Origin of the sequence: Brevibacterium sp. 2SA, from assembly GCF_005502845.1 — a bacterium.
GTDB lineage: Bacteria > Actinomycetota > Actinomycetes > Actinomycetales > Brevibacteriaceae > Brevibacterium.
On sequence record NZ_SCMW01000005.1, the window covers coordinates 94,447 to 110,777 of the forward strand.

13 protein-coding genes are annotated in these 16,331 nt (G+C 69.0%); 4 read left to right on the forward strand and 9 right to left on the reverse strand.

The genetic code is table 11. From position 1 onward, the window contains the following. Window positions 1-73 precede the first annotated feature (73 nt). Window positions 74-1,993 carry a Stk1 family PASTA domain-containing Ser/Thr kinase gene (gene pknB, locus FFS20_RS03805; protein ID WP_137824595.1) on the forward strand — a complete coding sequence of 640 codons (1,920 nt, stop codon included), beginning with the start codon at window positions 74-76 and terminating at the stop codon, window positions 1,991-1,993. Window positions 1,994-2,033: 40 nt separating this feature from the next. On the opposite strand, the gene FFS20_RS03810 is transcribed toward pknB, so the two are convergent. The 4 genes from FFS20_RS03810 to FFS20_RS03820 all read right to left on the reverse strand — a co-directional run bounded on the left by FFS20_RS03810 (window position 2,034) and on the right by FFS20_RS03820 (window position 4,780). Continuing rightward, window positions 2,034-2,546: a GyrI-like domain-containing protein gene (locus FFS20_RS03810; protein WP_137824596.1), complete on the reverse strand. Its 513-nt coding sequence runs from the start codon at window positions 2,544-2,546 to the stop codon at window positions 2,034-2,036. A gap of 68 nt (window positions 2,547-2,614) precedes the next feature. After that, entirely contained in the window at window positions 2,615-3,271 is a 657-nt protein-coding gene (locus FFS20_RS03815) for a gamma-glutamyl-gamma-aminobutyrate hydrolase family protein (RefSeq protein WP_137824597.1), read from the reverse strand. Continuing rightward, entirely contained in the window at window positions 3,268-3,438 is a 171-nt protein-coding gene (locus FFS20_RS17855) for a hypothetical protein (RefSeq protein ID WP_171006968.1), read from the reverse strand. The genes FFS20_RS03815 and FFS20_RS17855 overlap by 4 nt, the downstream gene beginning before the upstream one ends. 1 nt (window position 3,439) lies before the next feature. Next, complete coding sequence (locus tag FFS20_RS03820) at window positions 3,440-4,780, reverse strand: class E sortase (RefSeq protein ID WP_137824598.1); 1,341 nt, start codon at window positions 4,778-4,780, stop codon at window positions 3,440-3,442. Window positions 4,781-5,077: 297 nt separating this feature from the next. Between FFS20_RS03820 and FFS20_RS03825 the strand changes: the two genes are divergently transcribed. Continuing rightward, on the forward strand, window positions 5,078-5,806 hold the full coding sequence (locus FFS20_RS03825) for a cell division protein CrgA (RefSeq protein WP_137824599.1): 729 nt from the start codon (window positions 5,078-5,080) through the stop codon (window positions 5,804-5,806). 182 nt (window positions 5,807-5,988) lie between these two features. Here the strand turns inward: FFS20_RS03825 and FFS20_RS03830 are convergent, their stop codons facing one another. Both FFS20_RS03830 and FFS20_RS03835 read right to left on the reverse strand, forming a co-directional pair. After that, window positions 5,989-6,690, reverse strand: a complete 702-nt coding sequence (locus FFS20_RS03830) for a rhomboid family intramembrane serine protease (RefSeq protein WP_171006969.1) — start codon at window positions 6,688-6,690, stop codon at window positions 5,989-5,991. A gap of 35 nt (window positions 6,691-6,725) precedes the next feature. Next, complete coding sequence (locus tag FFS20_RS03835) at window positions 6,726-7,268, reverse strand: peptidylprolyl isomerase (protein WP_137824600.1); 543 nt, start codon at window positions 7,266-7,268, stop codon at window positions 6,726-6,728. A 176-nt stretch (window positions 7,269-7,444) separates the two neighbouring features. Between FFS20_RS03835 and FFS20_RS03840 the strand changes: the two genes are divergently transcribed. Then, window positions 7,445-8,164: a hypothetical protein gene (locus tag FFS20_RS03840; protein ID WP_249356610.1), complete on the forward strand. Its 720-nt coding sequence runs from the start codon at window positions 7,445-7,447 to the stop codon at window positions 8,162-8,164. Window positions 8,165-8,342: 178 nt separating this feature from the next. Here FFS20_RS03840 and FFS20_RS03845 read toward each other — a convergent pair whose 3' ends face one another. The 3 genes from FFS20_RS03845 to argS form a co-directional block, all read right to left on the reverse strand. Next, entirely contained in the window at window positions 8,343-9,767 is a 1,425-nt protein-coding gene (locus FFS20_RS03845) for an FAD-linked oxidase C-terminal domain-containing protein (protein ID WP_137824602.1), read from the reverse strand. A gap of 137 nt (window positions 9,768-9,904) precedes the next feature. Then, window positions 9,905-11,182: an MFS transporter gene (locus tag FFS20_RS03850; RefSeq protein WP_349290510.1), complete on the reverse strand. Its 1,278-nt coding sequence runs from the start codon at window positions 11,180-11,182 to the stop codon at window positions 9,905-9,907. Continuing rightward, complete coding sequence (gene argS / locus FFS20_RS03855; protein WP_137824603.1) at window positions 11,179-12,915, reverse strand: arginine--tRNA ligase; 1,737 nt, start codon at window positions 12,913-12,915, stop codon at window positions 11,179-11,181. The genes FFS20_RS03850 and argS overlap by 4 nt, the downstream gene beginning before the upstream one ends. A 78-nt stretch (window positions 12,916-12,993) precedes the next feature. Between argS and FFS20_RS03860 the strand changes: the two genes are divergently transcribed. Further along, the gene (locus FFS20_RS03860) at window positions 12,994-16,302 is read left to right on the forward strand and encodes a S41 family peptidase (RefSeq protein ID WP_137824604.1); all 3,309 of its coding nucleotides are present in this window, start codon (window positions 12,994-12,996) and stop codon (window positions 16,300-16,302) included. Window positions 16,303-16,331: the final 29 nt, after the last annotated feature.

Genomic DNA, 16,331 nt, shown 5'->3' on the forward strand with positions numbered 1-16,331 from the left:
AGCGAAGAATAGTAATCTTGAGGAACTGCCCGGACTGCTCAACGCGTCCGGGTGACATACGCGGAGGAAGTACATGACTGAGCCCAAGGTGCTGTCGGAGAGGTACGAAGTCCGTGCCCTCCTCGGCCGTGGGGGCATGGCAGAGGTGCACGAGGGCGTCGACACCCGTCTGGGTCGACGCATCGCGATCAAGCTTCTGCGGTCCGATCTTGCGCGCGACCCCTCCTTCCACACGCGACTCAAGCGCGAAGCGCAGTCCGCTGCCGGTCTCAACCATCCCGGCATCGTCGCCGTCTACGACTCCGGTGAGGAGGAGTTCGTCGAATCCGGCGGCTCGAGCGTCTCCGTGCCCTTCATCGTCATGGAGTACGTCGAGGGGCAGACCCTGCGCGAGGTCCTCAACGAACACGGCACGCTCACCGTCGACGAAGCGCTCAACGTCATCGCCGGGGTCCTCGCCCCGCTCGAGTACTCCCACCGCAACGGCATCGTCCACCGCGACATCAAGCCCGCGAACGTCATGCTCACTCCTGACGGCGACATCAAGGTGATGGACTTCGGCATCGCCCGCGCGCTCAAGGACAACAGCGGCCTGACCCAGACGCAGTCGGTCGTCGGCACCGCCCAGTACCTCTCCCCCGAGCAGGCCCGCGGCGAGGTCGTCGACGCCCGGTCCGACCTCTACTCGACCGCGTGCCTCCTCTACGAACTGCTCGCCGGACGGCCCCCGTTCGTCGGCGACTCCCAGCTCGCCGTGGCGTATCAGCATGTCGGTGAGACGCCGCAGCCGCCGAGCTTCTACAACCCCGAGGTGCCCCCGGAGGTCGATCGGCTCGTCCTCCACGCCCTGAAGAAGGATCGCGACGAGCGCTACCAGGACGCCTACACGTTCCGAGAGGACGTCCTCGCCGCGCGCGACGGCCGACCGCTGAGCATCGACGGCGACCTCGATCGCACGCAGGCGTTCGCCGCGGCCGGTGGGGCCGGAATGATGGGTCCGCCGCCGGCGACGCAGGCCTACCCGCTCGACGCCGAGGCGGCGCCCGAGACCGGTCCGGTCTCCCAGATCATGACCCGGCAGGAGCAGCAGCCGGTGAAGAAGCGCTCGAAGGCGTGGATCTGGATCGGCAGCATCTTCGTCCTCCTCGCCCTCGCGGCCGTCGCTCTGTGGGTGTACGAGATCAACAAGCCCGAACCGATCGTCCAGGTCCAGGTCGCCGACGTCGCAGGCATGGATGCCGATGCCGCCGAGGCGCAGCTGCGCAATCAGGGATTCGACGTCACGACGGAGGAGACGTACAACGCCGACGTCGATGAGGGCAGTGCGATCTCGACGGATCCGGCCGCCGGCCAGAGCATCCCGGAGAACAGCACCGTCAAACTCGTCGTCTCCCTGGGGCCCGAGAACGTCACCGTTCCCGAGGTCGCGGGCAAGACCGAGGAGGAGGCGAGGAAGATCCTCAACGACGCGAAACTCCAGGCGGGCACCCACATCTCCCAGAACTCACCGGATGTGAAGAAGGGCGTCGTCATCGAGACGAAGCCCGGCGAGGGCGAGAAGGTCGATGTCGACTCGAACGTCGATCTCGTCGTGTCCTCGGGACTCGTCAAGGTCCCCGATGTCCTCGGGCAGACGCAGGAGGAGGCCTGCAGCACCCTGTCCGGCGACGACTACAAGCTCCAGTGCAAGGTCGAAGAGGTCGAGACCGCCGATCAGGAGGAGGGCAAGGTCTTCGAGCAGTCGACGCCGGGCGGCTCAGATGTCGCGCAGGATTCGGAGATCACCATCCGCGTGGCCAAGAAGCCGCCGGAGCCGTCCCCGACGATCCCGTCGATCCCCGGCGGCATCCCGACCGCACCGTCGCCGACCGACAGCCCCGATGGCAACGGCGGGGACAACGGCAACGGCGGCGGCACGTCGAACGACGGTGCCGTCGGCGGCGGCAGCTCATGGTTCGACGACTGGGCCGACGCCAGGGGCAACGGCGACTGAGTTCTCAGCCGCGGCAGGGCGCTCAGGCGCCGTGGGGCGCTCAGCCGAGCGTGACGAAGAGGTCCGTGCGCAGGTCCGCCGGGTCCATGTCCGGTCTCGGTTCGGTGACGTAGACCTCGAAGAACGGCATGTCCGGGTGATGGCCGGCGGCGACGAGACCCTGCATGTGGGCATTCCACGCTTCGGCGAGACCGTCGAATCCGCCGAGGTGGGAGATCGCTCCGACCGATCCGCCGGGCAGTTCGGCGGGGATCGCGGTGAGGTCGTCGCCGAGCTCGAGTGCCTGACTCAGACCCGTGGCCACGGGGATGCCCACCTGGATGTCGACGGTGTCCGTGGGCGGGCGCGTGTAGAGGGAGAAGGCCGGTCCCGCGGGCTCGACCCCCGCCTCGGCGAGTGCGGGGAAGAGCCGGGAGTACACGGCGTCGAAGAGGGCCGGCAGCTCGCTCATCGGATGGTTCTGGGCTTCGACGACGACCGTGGGCACGGGCTGGGCCTCGAAGACGGTGAGTTCGCGATACGGCTCGGTCGGGAAGTAACTCGGCTCTTCCATGGGATGTCCTCTCACTGGATCCTCTGAGTTGATCCTAAGCGCTTGAGCCCGGGAGGTGGAAGTGCCGCTCAGGCCGAGGGAGCGGAGATCGCCGAGGCGAGCGGAGACATCGCAGCGGCGCGGGCGGCCGCACCGGACAGTCCGCAGACCTCGAGCCAGTTGCCGAGCATGAGGTAGCCCGATTCCGTGAGGACGGACTCCGGGTGGAACTGGACGCCGTAGAGGGGTGCGCTGCGGTGCTCGATGGCCATGACGACGTCGTCGGCGGTGCGCGCGGTGACGGCGAAGGTCTCGAGGTCGATCGTCTCGTCGACGATCGCGAGCGAGTGGTACCGGGTCACCGTCAGCGGCGAGGGGCAGCCGGCGAAGATGCCGTCCCCGTCGTGGGTGATGACCGAGGTCTTGCCGTGCATGAGGACCGGCGAATGCGTCACCGTCGCCCCGAAGACCTCGCCGAGGGCCTGATGCCCGAGGCACACTCCGAACAGCGGGCGGCCCGCCTCGGCGGCCCAGCGGATGAGGTCCGGGCACACCCCGGACTCCGCGGGCACACCCGGTCCCGGGGACAGCAGGATGCCGTCGTATCCGCGCGCCAGCTCCACGGCCGCCTCGGCGGACAGATCGTCATTGCGGATGACGTCGGCGCTCGCTCCGAGCTCCCGGACATAGCCGACGAGGGTGTAGACGAAGCTGTCGTAGTTGTCGACGACGAGGATGCGGGTCACTGCCCGCCCTCGTCGGTCACGGTCGCGTTGTTGAACGGCATGTAGGGGGCGAGGGCGGGGAAGACGTACTGCATGAGCAGGTAGACGACGGCCGCGATGAGGATGAGGGCGAGGACGAGTTTGACGAACCACGGCCCGGGCAGAATCCGCCAGATCAGTCCGTACATGTCACGCTCCTCCGCTCTTGCTGACTTTGTCGTACGCCTTCGAGTCCTTGATCGCGTCCGGCGGGCCCTCGCCGGCCGGGCGCCATTCGGTGAGCTCGGCGTAGGCGATGTAGCGCTCACGCGCGGAGAACATCGGGTTGCACGCGGTCAGGGTGAGGATCCGGTCCTTGCCCTTGTAGTCGGGCTGGTCGGGCACCGGGGCGAGCACCTCGACGGCATCGGGGAGGATGATGTCGAAGTTGCGGAACGTGTACGTGTAGAACCCGTCCTTCGTCTGCACGACGATCTCGTCACCGGGCTGGAGCTTCGCGATCTGGTTGAACGGCTTGCCGTAGGTGACGCGGTGGCCGGCGACGGAGAAGTTGCCGACCTCGCCGGGCATCGCGGAGTTCGGGTAGCGGCCCACACCCATGCGGTTGAGCACGGGTTCGAGGTCGACGCCCTCGGCGAGCGTCCGGTAGTAGTCGTCGCCGAAGCGCGGGATGTAGAAGATGCCGAACGCGGTGTTCTTCTCGACCGGCTCGGCCACGACGGGTTCGTCCGGATCGTCCGGCAGCTGATTGGGGTCCTGGTTCGCCCAGTCCTTCGTCAGCTGGTCGGCGAGCACTTCGTTGTCGCGGTTGGCCTCGAGGTCCGTCCACCACAGCTGCCAGACGACGAAGAGGATGAGGACGAGCCCCGCGGTGATGCAGAGTTCACCGAAGGTGCGGATCGTCCCGCGAATCGGGCCGATCGGCTGACGCTGGACCGGCTGCTTCTTCCGTCGGCCTCCGCCCGAGCCCCCGTCGCCGGGACCGCCTGGGCCGTTCGGGCCTCCGGGGCCTCCCGGACCGCCAGGACTGCCGGGTCCTGCTGCCGCGGGAGCAGCCGCTGCTGCCGCATAGCCCGCTGCTGCGTAACCCGCTCCGGGGGAGGCAGCGTTGCCGGTGGTGTCGGCGTAGGCGGGCTGGACCATCGTCGGCTGCGCACCCGTGGGCGGGTACGCCTGAGGCTGTTGCTGTGCGTGCTGCTGGGACCAGGCGGGCATCGCCTCGGTGGGCTCGGAGCGCAGCGGCGGGGCGTCGGCGCGTCCCTCCCCGGCTGCAGTGCCGGCGGCTGCTCCGACCCCGGTACCACCGGCGGCAGCAGCGGCTTCACGGCGGCGCAGTTCGCGGCGGCTCGGCAGGGGTGCGTCGTAGTTCGTGCCGGCGTTTGCAGGAGCGGTGGAATCAGCGGCGGAGGTGGAGTCTGCGGTGTTCGCCGAGGCGGCATCGATCCGGAAGGGCTGGGTCGCCGGACCCGCATCGCCCTGGCCCGTGACCGGCTCTGCGGGGTGGGTCGGCGGTGTCTGGGGAGTGGGCATCCGCCGCTGTGCGGATCGGATGGTGGGTCGCGAAGACGCTTCGTTACCCGAGGAGGAACTATTCACCACTGCTGCACCGTGCCTATGACCTTGAATCCGGGGCTCGCCCTGTGGACAAGCGGGGACACCCTAATGCACTTTATCGCATGAACACGGCGCTGTGGCGGGTTCACAGCTCACTCGAAGTCTGGGGTCAGGTTTTTCATTCAGCCCCGCCACCCGAGTAGACTGAGGGGCGATTGTCCCCGACCAGTGAATCGGTGGCCCGCCCCTGGGGTCGCTGTCGAAGGAGTACTCGTGGCCAAGTCCCATGGACGGACCTCGCGCCCTCAGCGCACCACGCGCAATGCGGCGAAAGCCAAGACGACGGCTGATGACGCCACCGTGGTCGACGAGACCGACATCGAGGTCACCGAGGTCGTCGATGCCGACGGCACCGAGACCGACGTTGTCATCGTCGACGAGGTCGAGGTCGTCGAAGACGATGCCGACGAGAAGTCCACGGCAGCTGCGAAGTCGGAGACCACCTCGGCGAAGGACGACGCGAAGGACGACGCCGAGACGGACTCCGACGAAGACGACAACGACTCCGCGACGACGGACTCGACGTCGACGGACTCGACGGCCAAGGACTCGGCGACTAAAGACACCGCTGTCTCCAAGGGCACCGCGAAGTCCGGTGCCGCGAAATCCACCGCAGCCTCCAAGGAGAAGTCGTCGGCCAAGGAGAAGTCGGCGAAGAAGGCGGGAGCGAAGCGCACGACCCGTTCGGGCAATCCGGCCAAGCGCTCACAGGGCCGCAAGACCGCGAGCTACACCTCCGAAGCCGGCCAGCAGACGATCAAGCCGAACCCGCGCTGGTTCCTCCCGGTGCTCATCGGCCTCCTGCTCATCGGCCTCATCTGGCTCGTCACGTTCTACATCACGCAGGGTGCGTTCCCTGTCGAGGCATGGGGCAACTGGAACATCCTCATCGGCTTCGCGTTCTTCGTCGCGGGCCTCATCATGTCCACGCGCTGGCGCTAGGCCACCTGCGCCCACTCACCCCTTCCTCGGCCCGCCACACGGGCCGAGGGAGGGGTTGAGTTATACCCAAGCCCGCGCACTGTCCTGTGCATAACTTTTTCCACGCCTGTGACCAGCAGAAATACACCGATGTAAGTTATCCACCGTGTGGATAACCACTGTGGACAAATCACGAATGCAGTTCAGGGCGCCGCCCCGGCAGTGGCCGTCTTCGCGATGACCACGACCGTCATGACGAGGACGAGGGCTGCCGCGACGAGCCAGAACACGAGTCCCGAGCGCTTCCGACCCACGAGCAGGGCACCGGCGCCGAGGATGAATCCGGTGACGAGGCCGCCGAAGTGCGCCTGCCACGAGACTCCCGGCACGAGGAATCCGTAGCCGAAGTTGAGGACGACGAAGAGCACGACGCCGGTGATGTTGCGGTCGAGCCGCTTCGTCGGCACGAGGAGGACGCCGATGATCGCGAACACCGCGCCGGACGCCCCGATGTTGTTCGTCACCCAGTCCCGACTCCACGGTTCGGCGAGGAGGAGGACCATGACGGAGCCGCCGATCGCGCCGAGGACGTAGACGGCGAGGAACCTCCAGTGGCCGAGCGCGCGCTCGACGAACGAGCCGAAGAAGAACAGGCCGAGCATGTTGGCCAGCAGATGGACCGGCGAGGGCTGTTCGTGGACGAGGGCGACGGTGAGCAGACGCCACGGCTGCTCGACGGTGAGCGCCGGCACGTAGCTCAACCGGTGGAGGAGATCGAGTCCGGGCAGCAGCTGGAGGAGGAACGAGAGCCCGGTGACGATCATGATCGTCGCCGTCACCGGAGGAAAGTGCAGAGAAAGGGCCCGGCCGGTTTCCCGTGCCGGGCCCTTGTCTGGTGTGCTCATGCACCCATCGTAGGGCAGATCGTGTGAGGCGGTGCTCAGGCGTCCTTGATCTCGACGGATTCGATGACGACCGGCTCGACCGGCTTGTCCATCGCACCGGTGCGCACACCCTCGATCTCGTCGACGACCTTCTGGGAGGCGTCGTCGGCGACCTCGCCGAAGATCGTGTGCTTGCCGTTGAGCCACGGGGTCTCAGCGGTCGTGATGAAGAACTGCGAGCCGTTGGTGCCGCGGCCCATCTGCTTGCCGGCGTTGGCCATCGCCAGCAGGTACTTGCGGTCGAACTGGAGCTCCGGGTGGATCTCGTCGTCGAAGACGTAGCCGGGTCCGCCGGTGCCGGTGCCGAGCGGGTCGCCGCCCTGGATCATGAAGTTCGAGATGATGCGGTGGAAGCCGGTGCCGTCGTAGAAGGCGCCCTTCGTGGGCTGACCGGTCTGGGGGTCGGTGTATTCGCGCTCACCGGTGGCGAGTTCGACGAAGTTCGCGACCGTCTTCGGGGCGTGGTTGCCGAAGAGGTTGATGGTGATGTCGCCATGGTTGGTGTGCAGGACCGCTGTGTTCGTTGCAGATGTGGACATGCCCCTCATTCTTCCACGCCGGCCGCGAATCTGCTGATCCGTCAAGGAGGGTTTGCACAAACCTCCAGCAGATCCGCAGGCAAATTCCTCGCCCTCCGGTGGCCCCTCCCCCCGGGCCAGGCCGTAGACTGGGGAGTGATCAGTTGCCCCCGGACTTAAGAGGATTGGGAATGTTCATGTCGAAGAAGCCAGCTCGGGAACCGCTCGCGTCGAAGCTCGATTCCGCGAAGAAGACGTCGCTCCGCTTCCTGGCCGACGCCTCGGATGCCGCCGCTCCCAAACTGCGTGAGGCAGCCGATAAGGCCAACGGTCGCGTCGAGGCATTCACCGAGAAGGCCCGCCCCCAGGTCGAGGCGCTCGCCGAGAAGGCGAACCAGCAGGTTCACGACTGGGCAGACCGGATCGAAGCCTACCGGCCCGAGGCCACCGAGCGCGCCGGCAAGTTCGCCGGCACCGCCGCGACCTCGCTCGCCGCGATGGAGACCCCGCAGCTCATCGACAACCTCGCCGTCCGCCTCACCGGTGACAAGAAGGCGATGAAGAAGGCCCGCAAGGCCCTCGCGCAGGCCGGCAAGCGGATCCAGAAGGAGACCGCGCAGAAGTCCGGCGGCGGCAAGAAGGCCCTCGTGTGGACGCTCGTCGTCGGCTCCGCCGCCGGCATCGGCTACTACGTGTGGAAGAAGGCCCAGCCGGTCGAGGACCCCTGGTCGACGCCGCTGCCGAACAACCGTCCGGCCGACGCCCGCCCCGTCGGATCGACCCCGGCCTCGCGCCAGGGCACGACCCCGAACGTCAGCCAGGCCCCGGTGCCCGAGTCGAAGGCTCCCGCCACCCCGGCGACCCCGACTCCGAAGCCGGCCGTCGACCCGACCACGGACTCCAACGCGAAGCACTGAGCTGACTGTTCAGCACAGCGCCATCCAAGACTGAGGCGGACCACCTCTCCGGTGGTCCGCCTCAGTCGTTTCCGCTGCTCAGTCGTTTCCGCTGCACAGTCTCTGCTGCTCAATCGTCCCCGCAGGTCAGTCGTCTCTGCATCTCAGGTTCCCCTGAGTGCGCAGTCGTCTCTGCAGCTCAGCCCTCCGGCTCGGCCACCCGTCGTTCGGCCGCATCCGCCCGGCTGAAGCCGTCGGCGTAGATCGCCCCGGGGTTGAGGATGTTGTCGGGGTCGAGCGCGCGCTTGATCGTGTGGTTGAGCTCCATGACGTCGGCGCCGAGGTACTCCGGCAGCCACGGCTTCTTCAGCCGACCGACCCCGTGCTCGCCGGTGATCGTGCCGCCGAGCGAGGTCGCGAGATCCATGACCTCGCCGTAGGCGATGTCCGCCCGCTCCCGCTGGGCCTGATCGGTCGGGTCGACGACGAGCAGCGGGTGCGTGTTCCCGTCCCCGGCGTGCGCGATGACGGAGATGAGGACGTCGCGCTCGGCGGCGATCCGCTCGATCCCGGTGACGAGGTCGCCGAGGCGGGGCAGCGGCACCCCGACATCCTCGAGCAGGAGGGTGCCCTTCTTCTCCACGGCGGGGATCGCCATCCGCCGCGCGGTGACGAAGGCCTCCCCCTCCTCGGCGTCATCGGTGGCATAGCATTCGGTCGCCCCGTTCTTCTCGCACAGCTGCTCGACGACGGCGATCTGACCGGCGGCGTACTCGCCGGGCTCGTCGGACTGGATGACGAGCATGCCCTCGGCCTCCCGGTCGAGGCCCATCTTCAGCTCGTCCTCGACGGCGTTGATCGAGGCGCGGTCCATGAACTCGAGCATCGACAGGCGCATCTGCGCGCAGATGTCGAGGACGGTCTGGGTCGCACCCTCGAGCGTCGGGAAGGTCGCCACGAGGGTCGTCGGAGGCAGTTGGGCGGGCACGAGCCGCAGGGTCACCTCGGTGATGATGCCGAGGGTTCCCTCGCTGCCGACGAAGAGCTTGAGCAGGGAGAGTCCCGCGACGTCCTTGATCCGCGGACCGCCGAGCTCGATCGCCCGGCCGTCGGCGAGGACGACGGTCATGCCGAGGACGTAGTCCGTCGTCACTCCGTACTTCACGCAGCACAGTCCGCCGGCGTTCGTCGCGACGTTGCCGCCGATCGAGCAGAACTCGTACGACGAGGGATCCGGCGGGTACCACAGACCGTGTTCGGCAGCGGCGGCTTTGACCTCGGCGTTGAAGGCACCGGGCTGGACGACGGCCATGCGGGTCGCGGGGTCGACGTCGATCTCGCGCATCCGGTCGAGGCAGACGATGATTCCGCCCTCGACAGCGGAGCTGCCGCCCGAGAGCCCCGAACCGGCCCCGCGGGGGACGACGGGGATCTTCGCGGCGGCCGCGACGCGCATCGCGGCCTGGACATCGGCGGTCGAGGTCGCGCGGACGATCGCCAGCGGCATCCCGGCACCGGGGTCGTTCGCCCGATCCCAGCGATAGGCGTCCATCGAGTCCGGATCGGTGACGAGGGCGTCGGCGGGCAGCGCGTCCCGCAGGGCAGTGAGGACATCGGCCGTCATAGTTCTCCTCGGGTCAGGGCGCACCGGCGCCGCGATGCGCCGGTCTCCTCCACACGGTCGGGTGTGTCGTGGGTCTCACTCTACGCGGTCGGCAAGCCCTCCTGTGCACCGGGTCGGCACTTCGCCGTCGGCGATGCTCAGAGCACCTCGCGTCGACCCGCGGGTCCCCCGGGCGTGAAGCGTCCGGCGAGGCGGGCGGCGAGGAGGCCGGCGACCGTGAACGCGAGTGTTGCGGCGAGCACGAGCAGCAGGGGTCCGACCCATCCGCCGGTCGTCGTCGCCAGCCAGCCGGCGAACGGCGGGGCGAGGGTCGCTGCGAGGTAGCCCCCGCCCTGCACGCGCGCCGAGGCGGACGCGGTCTGTGCGTCGCTGCCCGCGGTACGCGCGATGATCGAGAAGATCGCGGTGAAACCGCCGCCCTGCGCGATGCCGCCGGTGATCGCCCAGAGCGCGTACTGATCCGGGGCGAGGAGGAGGCCGACGGGCAGGGACAGCCAGAGGACGGCGACGATCGCCACGGGCACCCACGGGCGGGCCCGTCCGGCGAGCAGCGGCACGCCGAAGGCGCCGAGGATCGCGGCGACCTGGAAGAGCGAGGCCGTGCTGCCGGCCGCACCGGCGGCGAGTCCCTCGGTGTCGGCGAGCAGCGACGGCAGCCACGTCGTCGTCGTGTAGTAGGAGATCGACTGGCCGCTGAAGGTGATGACGAGGAGGGCGACGATCGCCCGGAACTGCGGCGGCGCCTCCCGCCACGGCCGCTTCCCCGGCTCCGGCGGGCGCTTCAGCTCGACGTCGACCTCGACATCGAACCCAGCGTCGAACTCGGCCTCGGCACGTCTGCGCCGGCGGAGGACGAGCAGCCAGAATCCGAGGCCCGCGAGCGCGAGGATCCCCCACAGCCCGATCGCCCAGCGCCAGCCGACGAGGGCGGCCAGCGGACCGGTGCCGATGAGCGTGACCATCGAGCCGATGTTCATCGTCGCCGAATAGAGGCCGGTGACCATGGAGACCTGGTTCCACGGCACCTCGCGGCGGATGATGACGGGCACGACGATGTTGCCGAGTGTGATCGCGAGCCCGATGATCGCCGTGCCCGTGAGCACGAGCCACGTCGGCCCGACCGAGCGCAGCACGGTGCCGGCGAGCACCCCGGTGAGACACGCAAGCACGGTGGCTTCGGCGCCGAGGCGGCGGATCGTCTTCGTCGCCAGCGGCGTGGCGAGGGCGAAGAGGAGGACAGGCAGACCGGTGAGGAGACCGGCACCGGCTGCGCTCAGACCGGTGTCGGCGCGGATGTCGCCGAGCACCGCGGTCGGCGCGATGATCGGAGTGCGCAGATTGAGGGCGAGGAGGACGATGCCCGCGACGATCCACGGCACCATCCCCGTCACCGGCAGGCGGCCGGGCGTGCTCACATCCTCTCGGGCACGCGGATGCCGAGCACGCCGAGTCCGGCCTCGAGGACCTTAAGCACCGTCGCGCTCAGGCGCAGACGCGAGTTCCTCAGCTCAGGCGTGTCGGCGACGAGGACGGGGCACTGCTCGTAGAACGCGGTGAAGGACTGCGCGAGGTCGAAGAGGTACGCGGCCATCCGGTGAGGCACGGACCCGGCGGCCACCTCGGCGACGACATCGGGGAACCCGAGGATCGCGAGCGCGAGATCGCGTTCGGCCGGCTCACCGAGGACGATCGGCGCGGTCGCGAACGCGCGAGCCCCGTCCTCCGCGTCAGCCCGGCGGAGGATCGAGCGGATCCGCGCCCCGGCGTACTGGAGGTAGGGGGCGGTGTTGCCGATCGGGGCGAGCATGCGGTCGAGATCGAAGGTGTACGAGGTGTCGTGGGCGACGGAGAGGTCGGCGTACTTGACCGCGCCGATGCCGACGATCGCGGCGACCTCGTCCTCCTCACCGGGGGCGAAGTCGGCACTCGAGTCCTCGAGGGTGACCTTGGCCCGGGCCACGGCCTCCTCGAGGAGGGCGGCCAGGCGCAGCGGGGCGCCGGAGCGGGTGCGCAGGATTTTCCCGTCGGATCCGAGGACGTTGCCGATCTTCACGTGCTCGAAGGTCGTGCCCTCGGGAATCCAGCCGGCGGCGCGGGCGGTCGCGAAGACCATCTCGAAGTGGAGGGCCTGCGGGGCGCCGACGACGTAGAGGACCCGGTCGGCGTGCAGGTCACGGGCGCGGCGGCGGACCGCGGCGAGGTCGGTCGTCGCATAGCCGTAGCCGCCGTCGGACTTGCGGATGATGAGCGGCAGGGGTTCGCCGTCGCGGCCCTTGTAGCCGTCCGGGAACACGCAGAGGGCCCCGTCGCTGATCCACGCGAGCCCTTTCGCCTCGAGTTCGTCGCAGACATCGGCGAGCTCGTCGTTGTACGTGCTCTCCCCCGCGAGGTCGGAATCGCGCAGCGTGACGTCGAGGAGGGAGTAGATGCTGTTGAAGTAGGTCTTCGAGTACCCGACGAGGGTGTCCCACAGTGCCAGCGTGTCGGCATCCCCGCCCTGGAGGGCGACGACGCGGGCCCGGGCGCGGGTCGCGAAGTCCTCGTCGCCGTCGAACTTCACACGCGCGGCCTGGTAGAAGGAGTTCGGGTCGGAGGCGATCTCGGCTTCCGTCGTCTCGCCGATCCCGACGTCGAGAAGGTGTTCGATGAGCATGCCGAACGGGGTGCCCCAGTCGCCGATGTGGTTCTGGCGGATGACCGTGTCCCCGAGATATTCGTGGGTGCGGGCGAGCGCATCGCCGACGACGGTCGTGCGCAGGTGGCCGACGTGCATCTCCTTCGCGACGTTCGGCGCCGAGTAGTCGATGACAACCGTCTGCGGCGTCGCCTGGGCGTCGACGGCGGTGGCGTCCCCGGTCTCGAGCGCGGTGGCGAGGAACTCCGGCAGGAACGTGAGGTTGATGAACCCGGGCCCGGAGATCTCCGGGGGTGCGCAGACGCCGTCGAGGTCGAGGTTCTCGACGATCGTGGCGGCGATGTCGCGGGGCTTCGACGTCAGCTCCTTCGCCAGCGGCAGCGCGACGTTGGCCTGGAAGTCGGCGAACTGCGAGCTCCTGATGACAGGGTCGCGATCGGAGAAGTCCTCCCCGAAGGCGGCGGTGAGGGCCGCGGCGAACCGGTCGTTGAGAAGTGAAGTGAGCGTCGGCATGCCTCCCATTCTATTCGCGCGGTGCCAATGGGGTTTCCTCAGGTCAGGGACTGGATTCACGGTTGTAATGTGGATCACGTGACTTATCTCCGCTACCCCCATGTCAGTGGCGATCTCATCGCCTTCACCGCCGACGACGACGTCTGGCTCGTCCCCGTCGAGGGAGGCCGCGCATGGCGTCTGACCTCGGATCATGCTCCCGTGCGCAGTCCCAGGATCTCCCCGGACGGGACCCATGTCGCGTTCGTGTCGTTCCGCGACGGCCATCCTGAGCTCATGCTCGCCGAGGTGGCCACCGGCGCCCTGCGCCGGCTCACCTGGTTGGGAGGCTCGGTGACGACGATGCTCGGCTGGGCCGACGACGAGCACATCCTCATCGGGTCGAACGCCGGTGAGGCCGAGGTCCGCAACCATGTCATCAAGTCCGTCAGCCTGACCGGTGACGTCGAGCGCCTGACGTGGGGTCGGGCCTCGGGCTTCGCCCGGCACCACACCGGGGTGAGTGCGCTGTCGACGCCGTTCAGCCGGCCGCCCGCCCACTGGAAGCGCTACCGCGGCGGCACCGCGCCGCGGCTGTGGCTCGATCGGACCGCCGACGACACAGGTGCCGGGGCGCAGTGGGAGCGGCTGCTCCGCGACGAGGAGGCCTCCCTGACCGATCCCCTGTGGATCGGCGATTCCCTCGTCGTCACCTCGGATCGGGCGGCGACGTTCCCCGACAACGCAGGCGAGCAGGCGAACCTGTGGATCTGGGACGGACTGGCGACGCGGACTCCCGGCAGCCTCGGCGAGCCCCGTCGGCTCACCCACCAGACCGAGGCCGAGGGCTATGTCCGGGACGCCACGAGCGACGGGACGCGGATCGTGTGGCACTCACGCGGGCAGATCAAGGTCCTCGACAGCCTCGATTCGGACGTTCGCACCCTCGACGTCGTCCTGCCGGGAACGCAGGTGCAGCCGCTCACACTCGATCCCAGCGCCGGAATCGGCGCCATCGCCCCTGATCACGGGGGCAACGCCGCGGTGGTCGAATGGCGGGGCAAGGCCTTCCACCTCGCCCATCGCGAAGGTCCGGCCAGGGCGCTCGCGGCGGACTCCTCGGTGCGGGTGCGCCTGCCCGTCGTCCTCGGCACCACCGGGCAGGCCGCGTACGTCACCGACGCCGAGGGCGAGGACGCGATCGAGATCCGCGACCTCGCTGGCGAGAAGGAGCCGCGGCGGATCGGGGCGGGAGCGCTCGGCCGGGTGCTGTCGCTGGCCGCCGATCCCGCGGGCAAGGTGCTCGCGACGATCTCCCACGACGGGACCGTGCGCCTCATCGAGGTCTCCGGGGGCCGGACGCACGTCGTTGGGCACTCCGGGTTCGGGGAGGCGACGTCCCCGCGCTTCTCCCCCGACGGGAGGTACCTCGTGTGGGCGCAGCCGACGCAGGGCGAGGAGCAGCTCAACCGCCTGATGATCGCCGAGGTGAAGGCCGGGCGGGAGGGCGCGCCCCTGACGACGGGGAAGTACAACGACCACTCCCCGGCGTTCACGCGGGACGGGAAGTACGTCGTCTTCCTCTCCGACCGGACGTTCGATCCCGCATACAACCAGCATTCCTTCGACCTCTCCTTCAACGGGGTGACGAGGCCGTGGCTGCTCCCGCTGTCGGCGACCGACCCGGCGCCCTTCGGCCCGAGCACGAGCGGCTGGGCGATCAGCGACCTCACCGAGGACGACAAGAAGGCGAAGACCGAGCGGGACCAGGCGGTGACGACCGTCGATGTCGACCTCGAGGGCGCCGAGGAGCGGATCGTGCCGTTCCCCGTCTCCTCGGGTGTCTTCCGCGACCTCGAAGCCGCTGACGGCGGGGTCCTGTGGATGCGCGTCGGCGATGCCGAGGACGGGGAGATCGGGGACAAGCACTCCGGGGACACCGGGGAGAAGGCCGCCGAGGTCATCCAGTACTTCGACTTCGCCAAGCGCAAGCTCACCACCGTCGTCGACAAGGCCGATGACTACAGCGTGTCCGGCAACGGCAAGCTCATCGTCGTCCGCTCCGGCGACGACGTCACGGTGCGCCCGGCGAATCGGAAGGTCGAAGCCGATGACGACGAGAACGTCGCCGTCGACCTCGGGCGGCTGCGGTTCGAGCTCGACCGACGGGCCGAGTGGCTGCAGATGTTCGAGGAGAACGCCCGGATCATGCGCGACCACTACTGGCGCTCCGACATGAACGGCGTCGACTGGGAGGGCGTGACCCTGCGGTGGCGCGGGGTCGCGGCGAAGGCGCTCACTCACGACGACCTCGTCGACATCCTCTGGGAGACCGTCGGTGAGCTCAACACGTCCCACGCCTATGTCACCCCGCCGGCGCCGCTCGGCGATGAGACGAAGAGGCTCGGCTTCCTCGGCGCGGATCTCACGCGCACGGACAAGGGCTGGGAGATCGCGCGCATCCTCCCCGGTGAGACGAGCGAACCGGCGGCGCGATCGCCGCTGCGCCAGGCCGGGGTCGGGGCAGCACCCGGAGATGTCATCGTCGCGGTGGACGGTCAGAGCGTCGACCCCGACCTCGGGCCGGCCCCCCTGCTCGTCGGGGCGGCGGACACGATCGTCGAGCTCACCCTGCGCCGCGGGCGCAGGGAGCGCACGGTCGCCGTCGTGCCGATCGGCAGCGAGGAGAAGCTGCGCTACCAGGACTGGGTGCGCTCGCGGCGGGAGTACGTGGCGGAGAAGTCCGGGGGCCGCGTCGGCTATGTCCACATCCCCGACATGATGGCCGGCGGGTGGGCGCAGCTCCACCGCGACATCCGGCAGGCGATGGCCGCCGAGGGCGTCGTCGCCGATGTCCGGTTCAATCGGGGCGGGCACACGAGCGCGCTCGTCGCCGAGCGCTTCGCCGACCGCGTCATCGCGTGGGGTGCGGTGCGCAGCTACGACGAGATGACCCCGGATCCGGAGAACACCCGACGCGGTCCCGTCGTGTTCCTCGCCAACGAGTTCTCCGGCTCCGACGGCGACATCATCAACGCCCGCGTGCAGGCCAAGGGCATCGGCCCGGTCATCGGCGTGCGCACGTGGGGTGGGGTCGTCGGCATCGACGGCCGCTACGACCTCGTCGACGGCACCGGGATCACCCAGCCGCGGTACGCGTTCTGGCTCGAGGGCAAGGGCTGGGACGTCGAGAACTACGGCGTCGACCCGGACATCGAGGTCGAGCACGATCCCGCGCAGCTGTTCGGAGACGATGATCCGCAGCTCTATCGGGGCATCGCCGAGGTGCTCGCCGCCCTCGACGAGACGCCGGCCGTCACCGCCCCCGACCTCCCCGCTCCGCGCGTGCGCAGCCCCCGCACACCCGGCGGGGACGCCTCGGGTGCCGCACCCGGCGGGGAGGCGTAGGCCGCGCACCGGCTTCCGGACGCAGAGTG

Bases quoted from the DNA above. Each gene is read 5' to 3' on its own strand.
- pknB (WP_137824595.1), top strand. From the start codon at position 74: ATGACTGAGCCCAAGGTGCTGTCGGAGAGGTACGAAGTCCGTGCCCTC.
- FFS20_RS03810 (WP_137824596.1), bottom strand. From the start codon at position 2,546: ATGGAAGAGCCGAGTTACTTCCCGACCGAGCCGTATCGCGAACTCACC.
- FFS20_RS17855 (WP_171006968.1), bottom strand. From the start codon at position 3,438: ATGTACGGACTGATCTGGCGGATTCTGCCCGGGCCGTGGTTCGTCAAA.
- FFS20_RS03820 (WP_137824598.1), bottom strand. From the start codon at position 4,780: ATGCCCACTCCCCAGACACCGCCGACCCACCCCGCAGAGCCGGTCACG.
- FFS20_RS03830 (WP_171006969.1), bottom strand. From the start codon at position 6,690: ATGAGCACACCAGACAAGGGCCCGGCACGGGAAACCGGCCGGGCCCTT.
- FFS20_RS03835 (WP_137824600.1), bottom strand. From the start codon at position 7,268: ATGTCCACATCTGCAACGAACACAGCGGTCCTGCACACCAACCATGGC.
- FFS20_RS03840 (WP_249356610.1), top strand. From the start codon at position 7,445: ATGTCGAAGAAGCCAGCTCGGGAACCGCTCGCGTCGAAGCTCGATTCC.
- FFS20_RS03845 (WP_137824602.1), bottom strand. From the start codon at position 9,767: ATGACGGCCGATGTCCTCACTGCCCTGCGGGACGCGCTGCCCGCCGAC.
- argS (WP_137824603.1), bottom strand. From the start codon at position 12,915: ATGCCGACGCTCACTTCACTTCTCAACGACCGGTTCGCCGCGGCCCTC.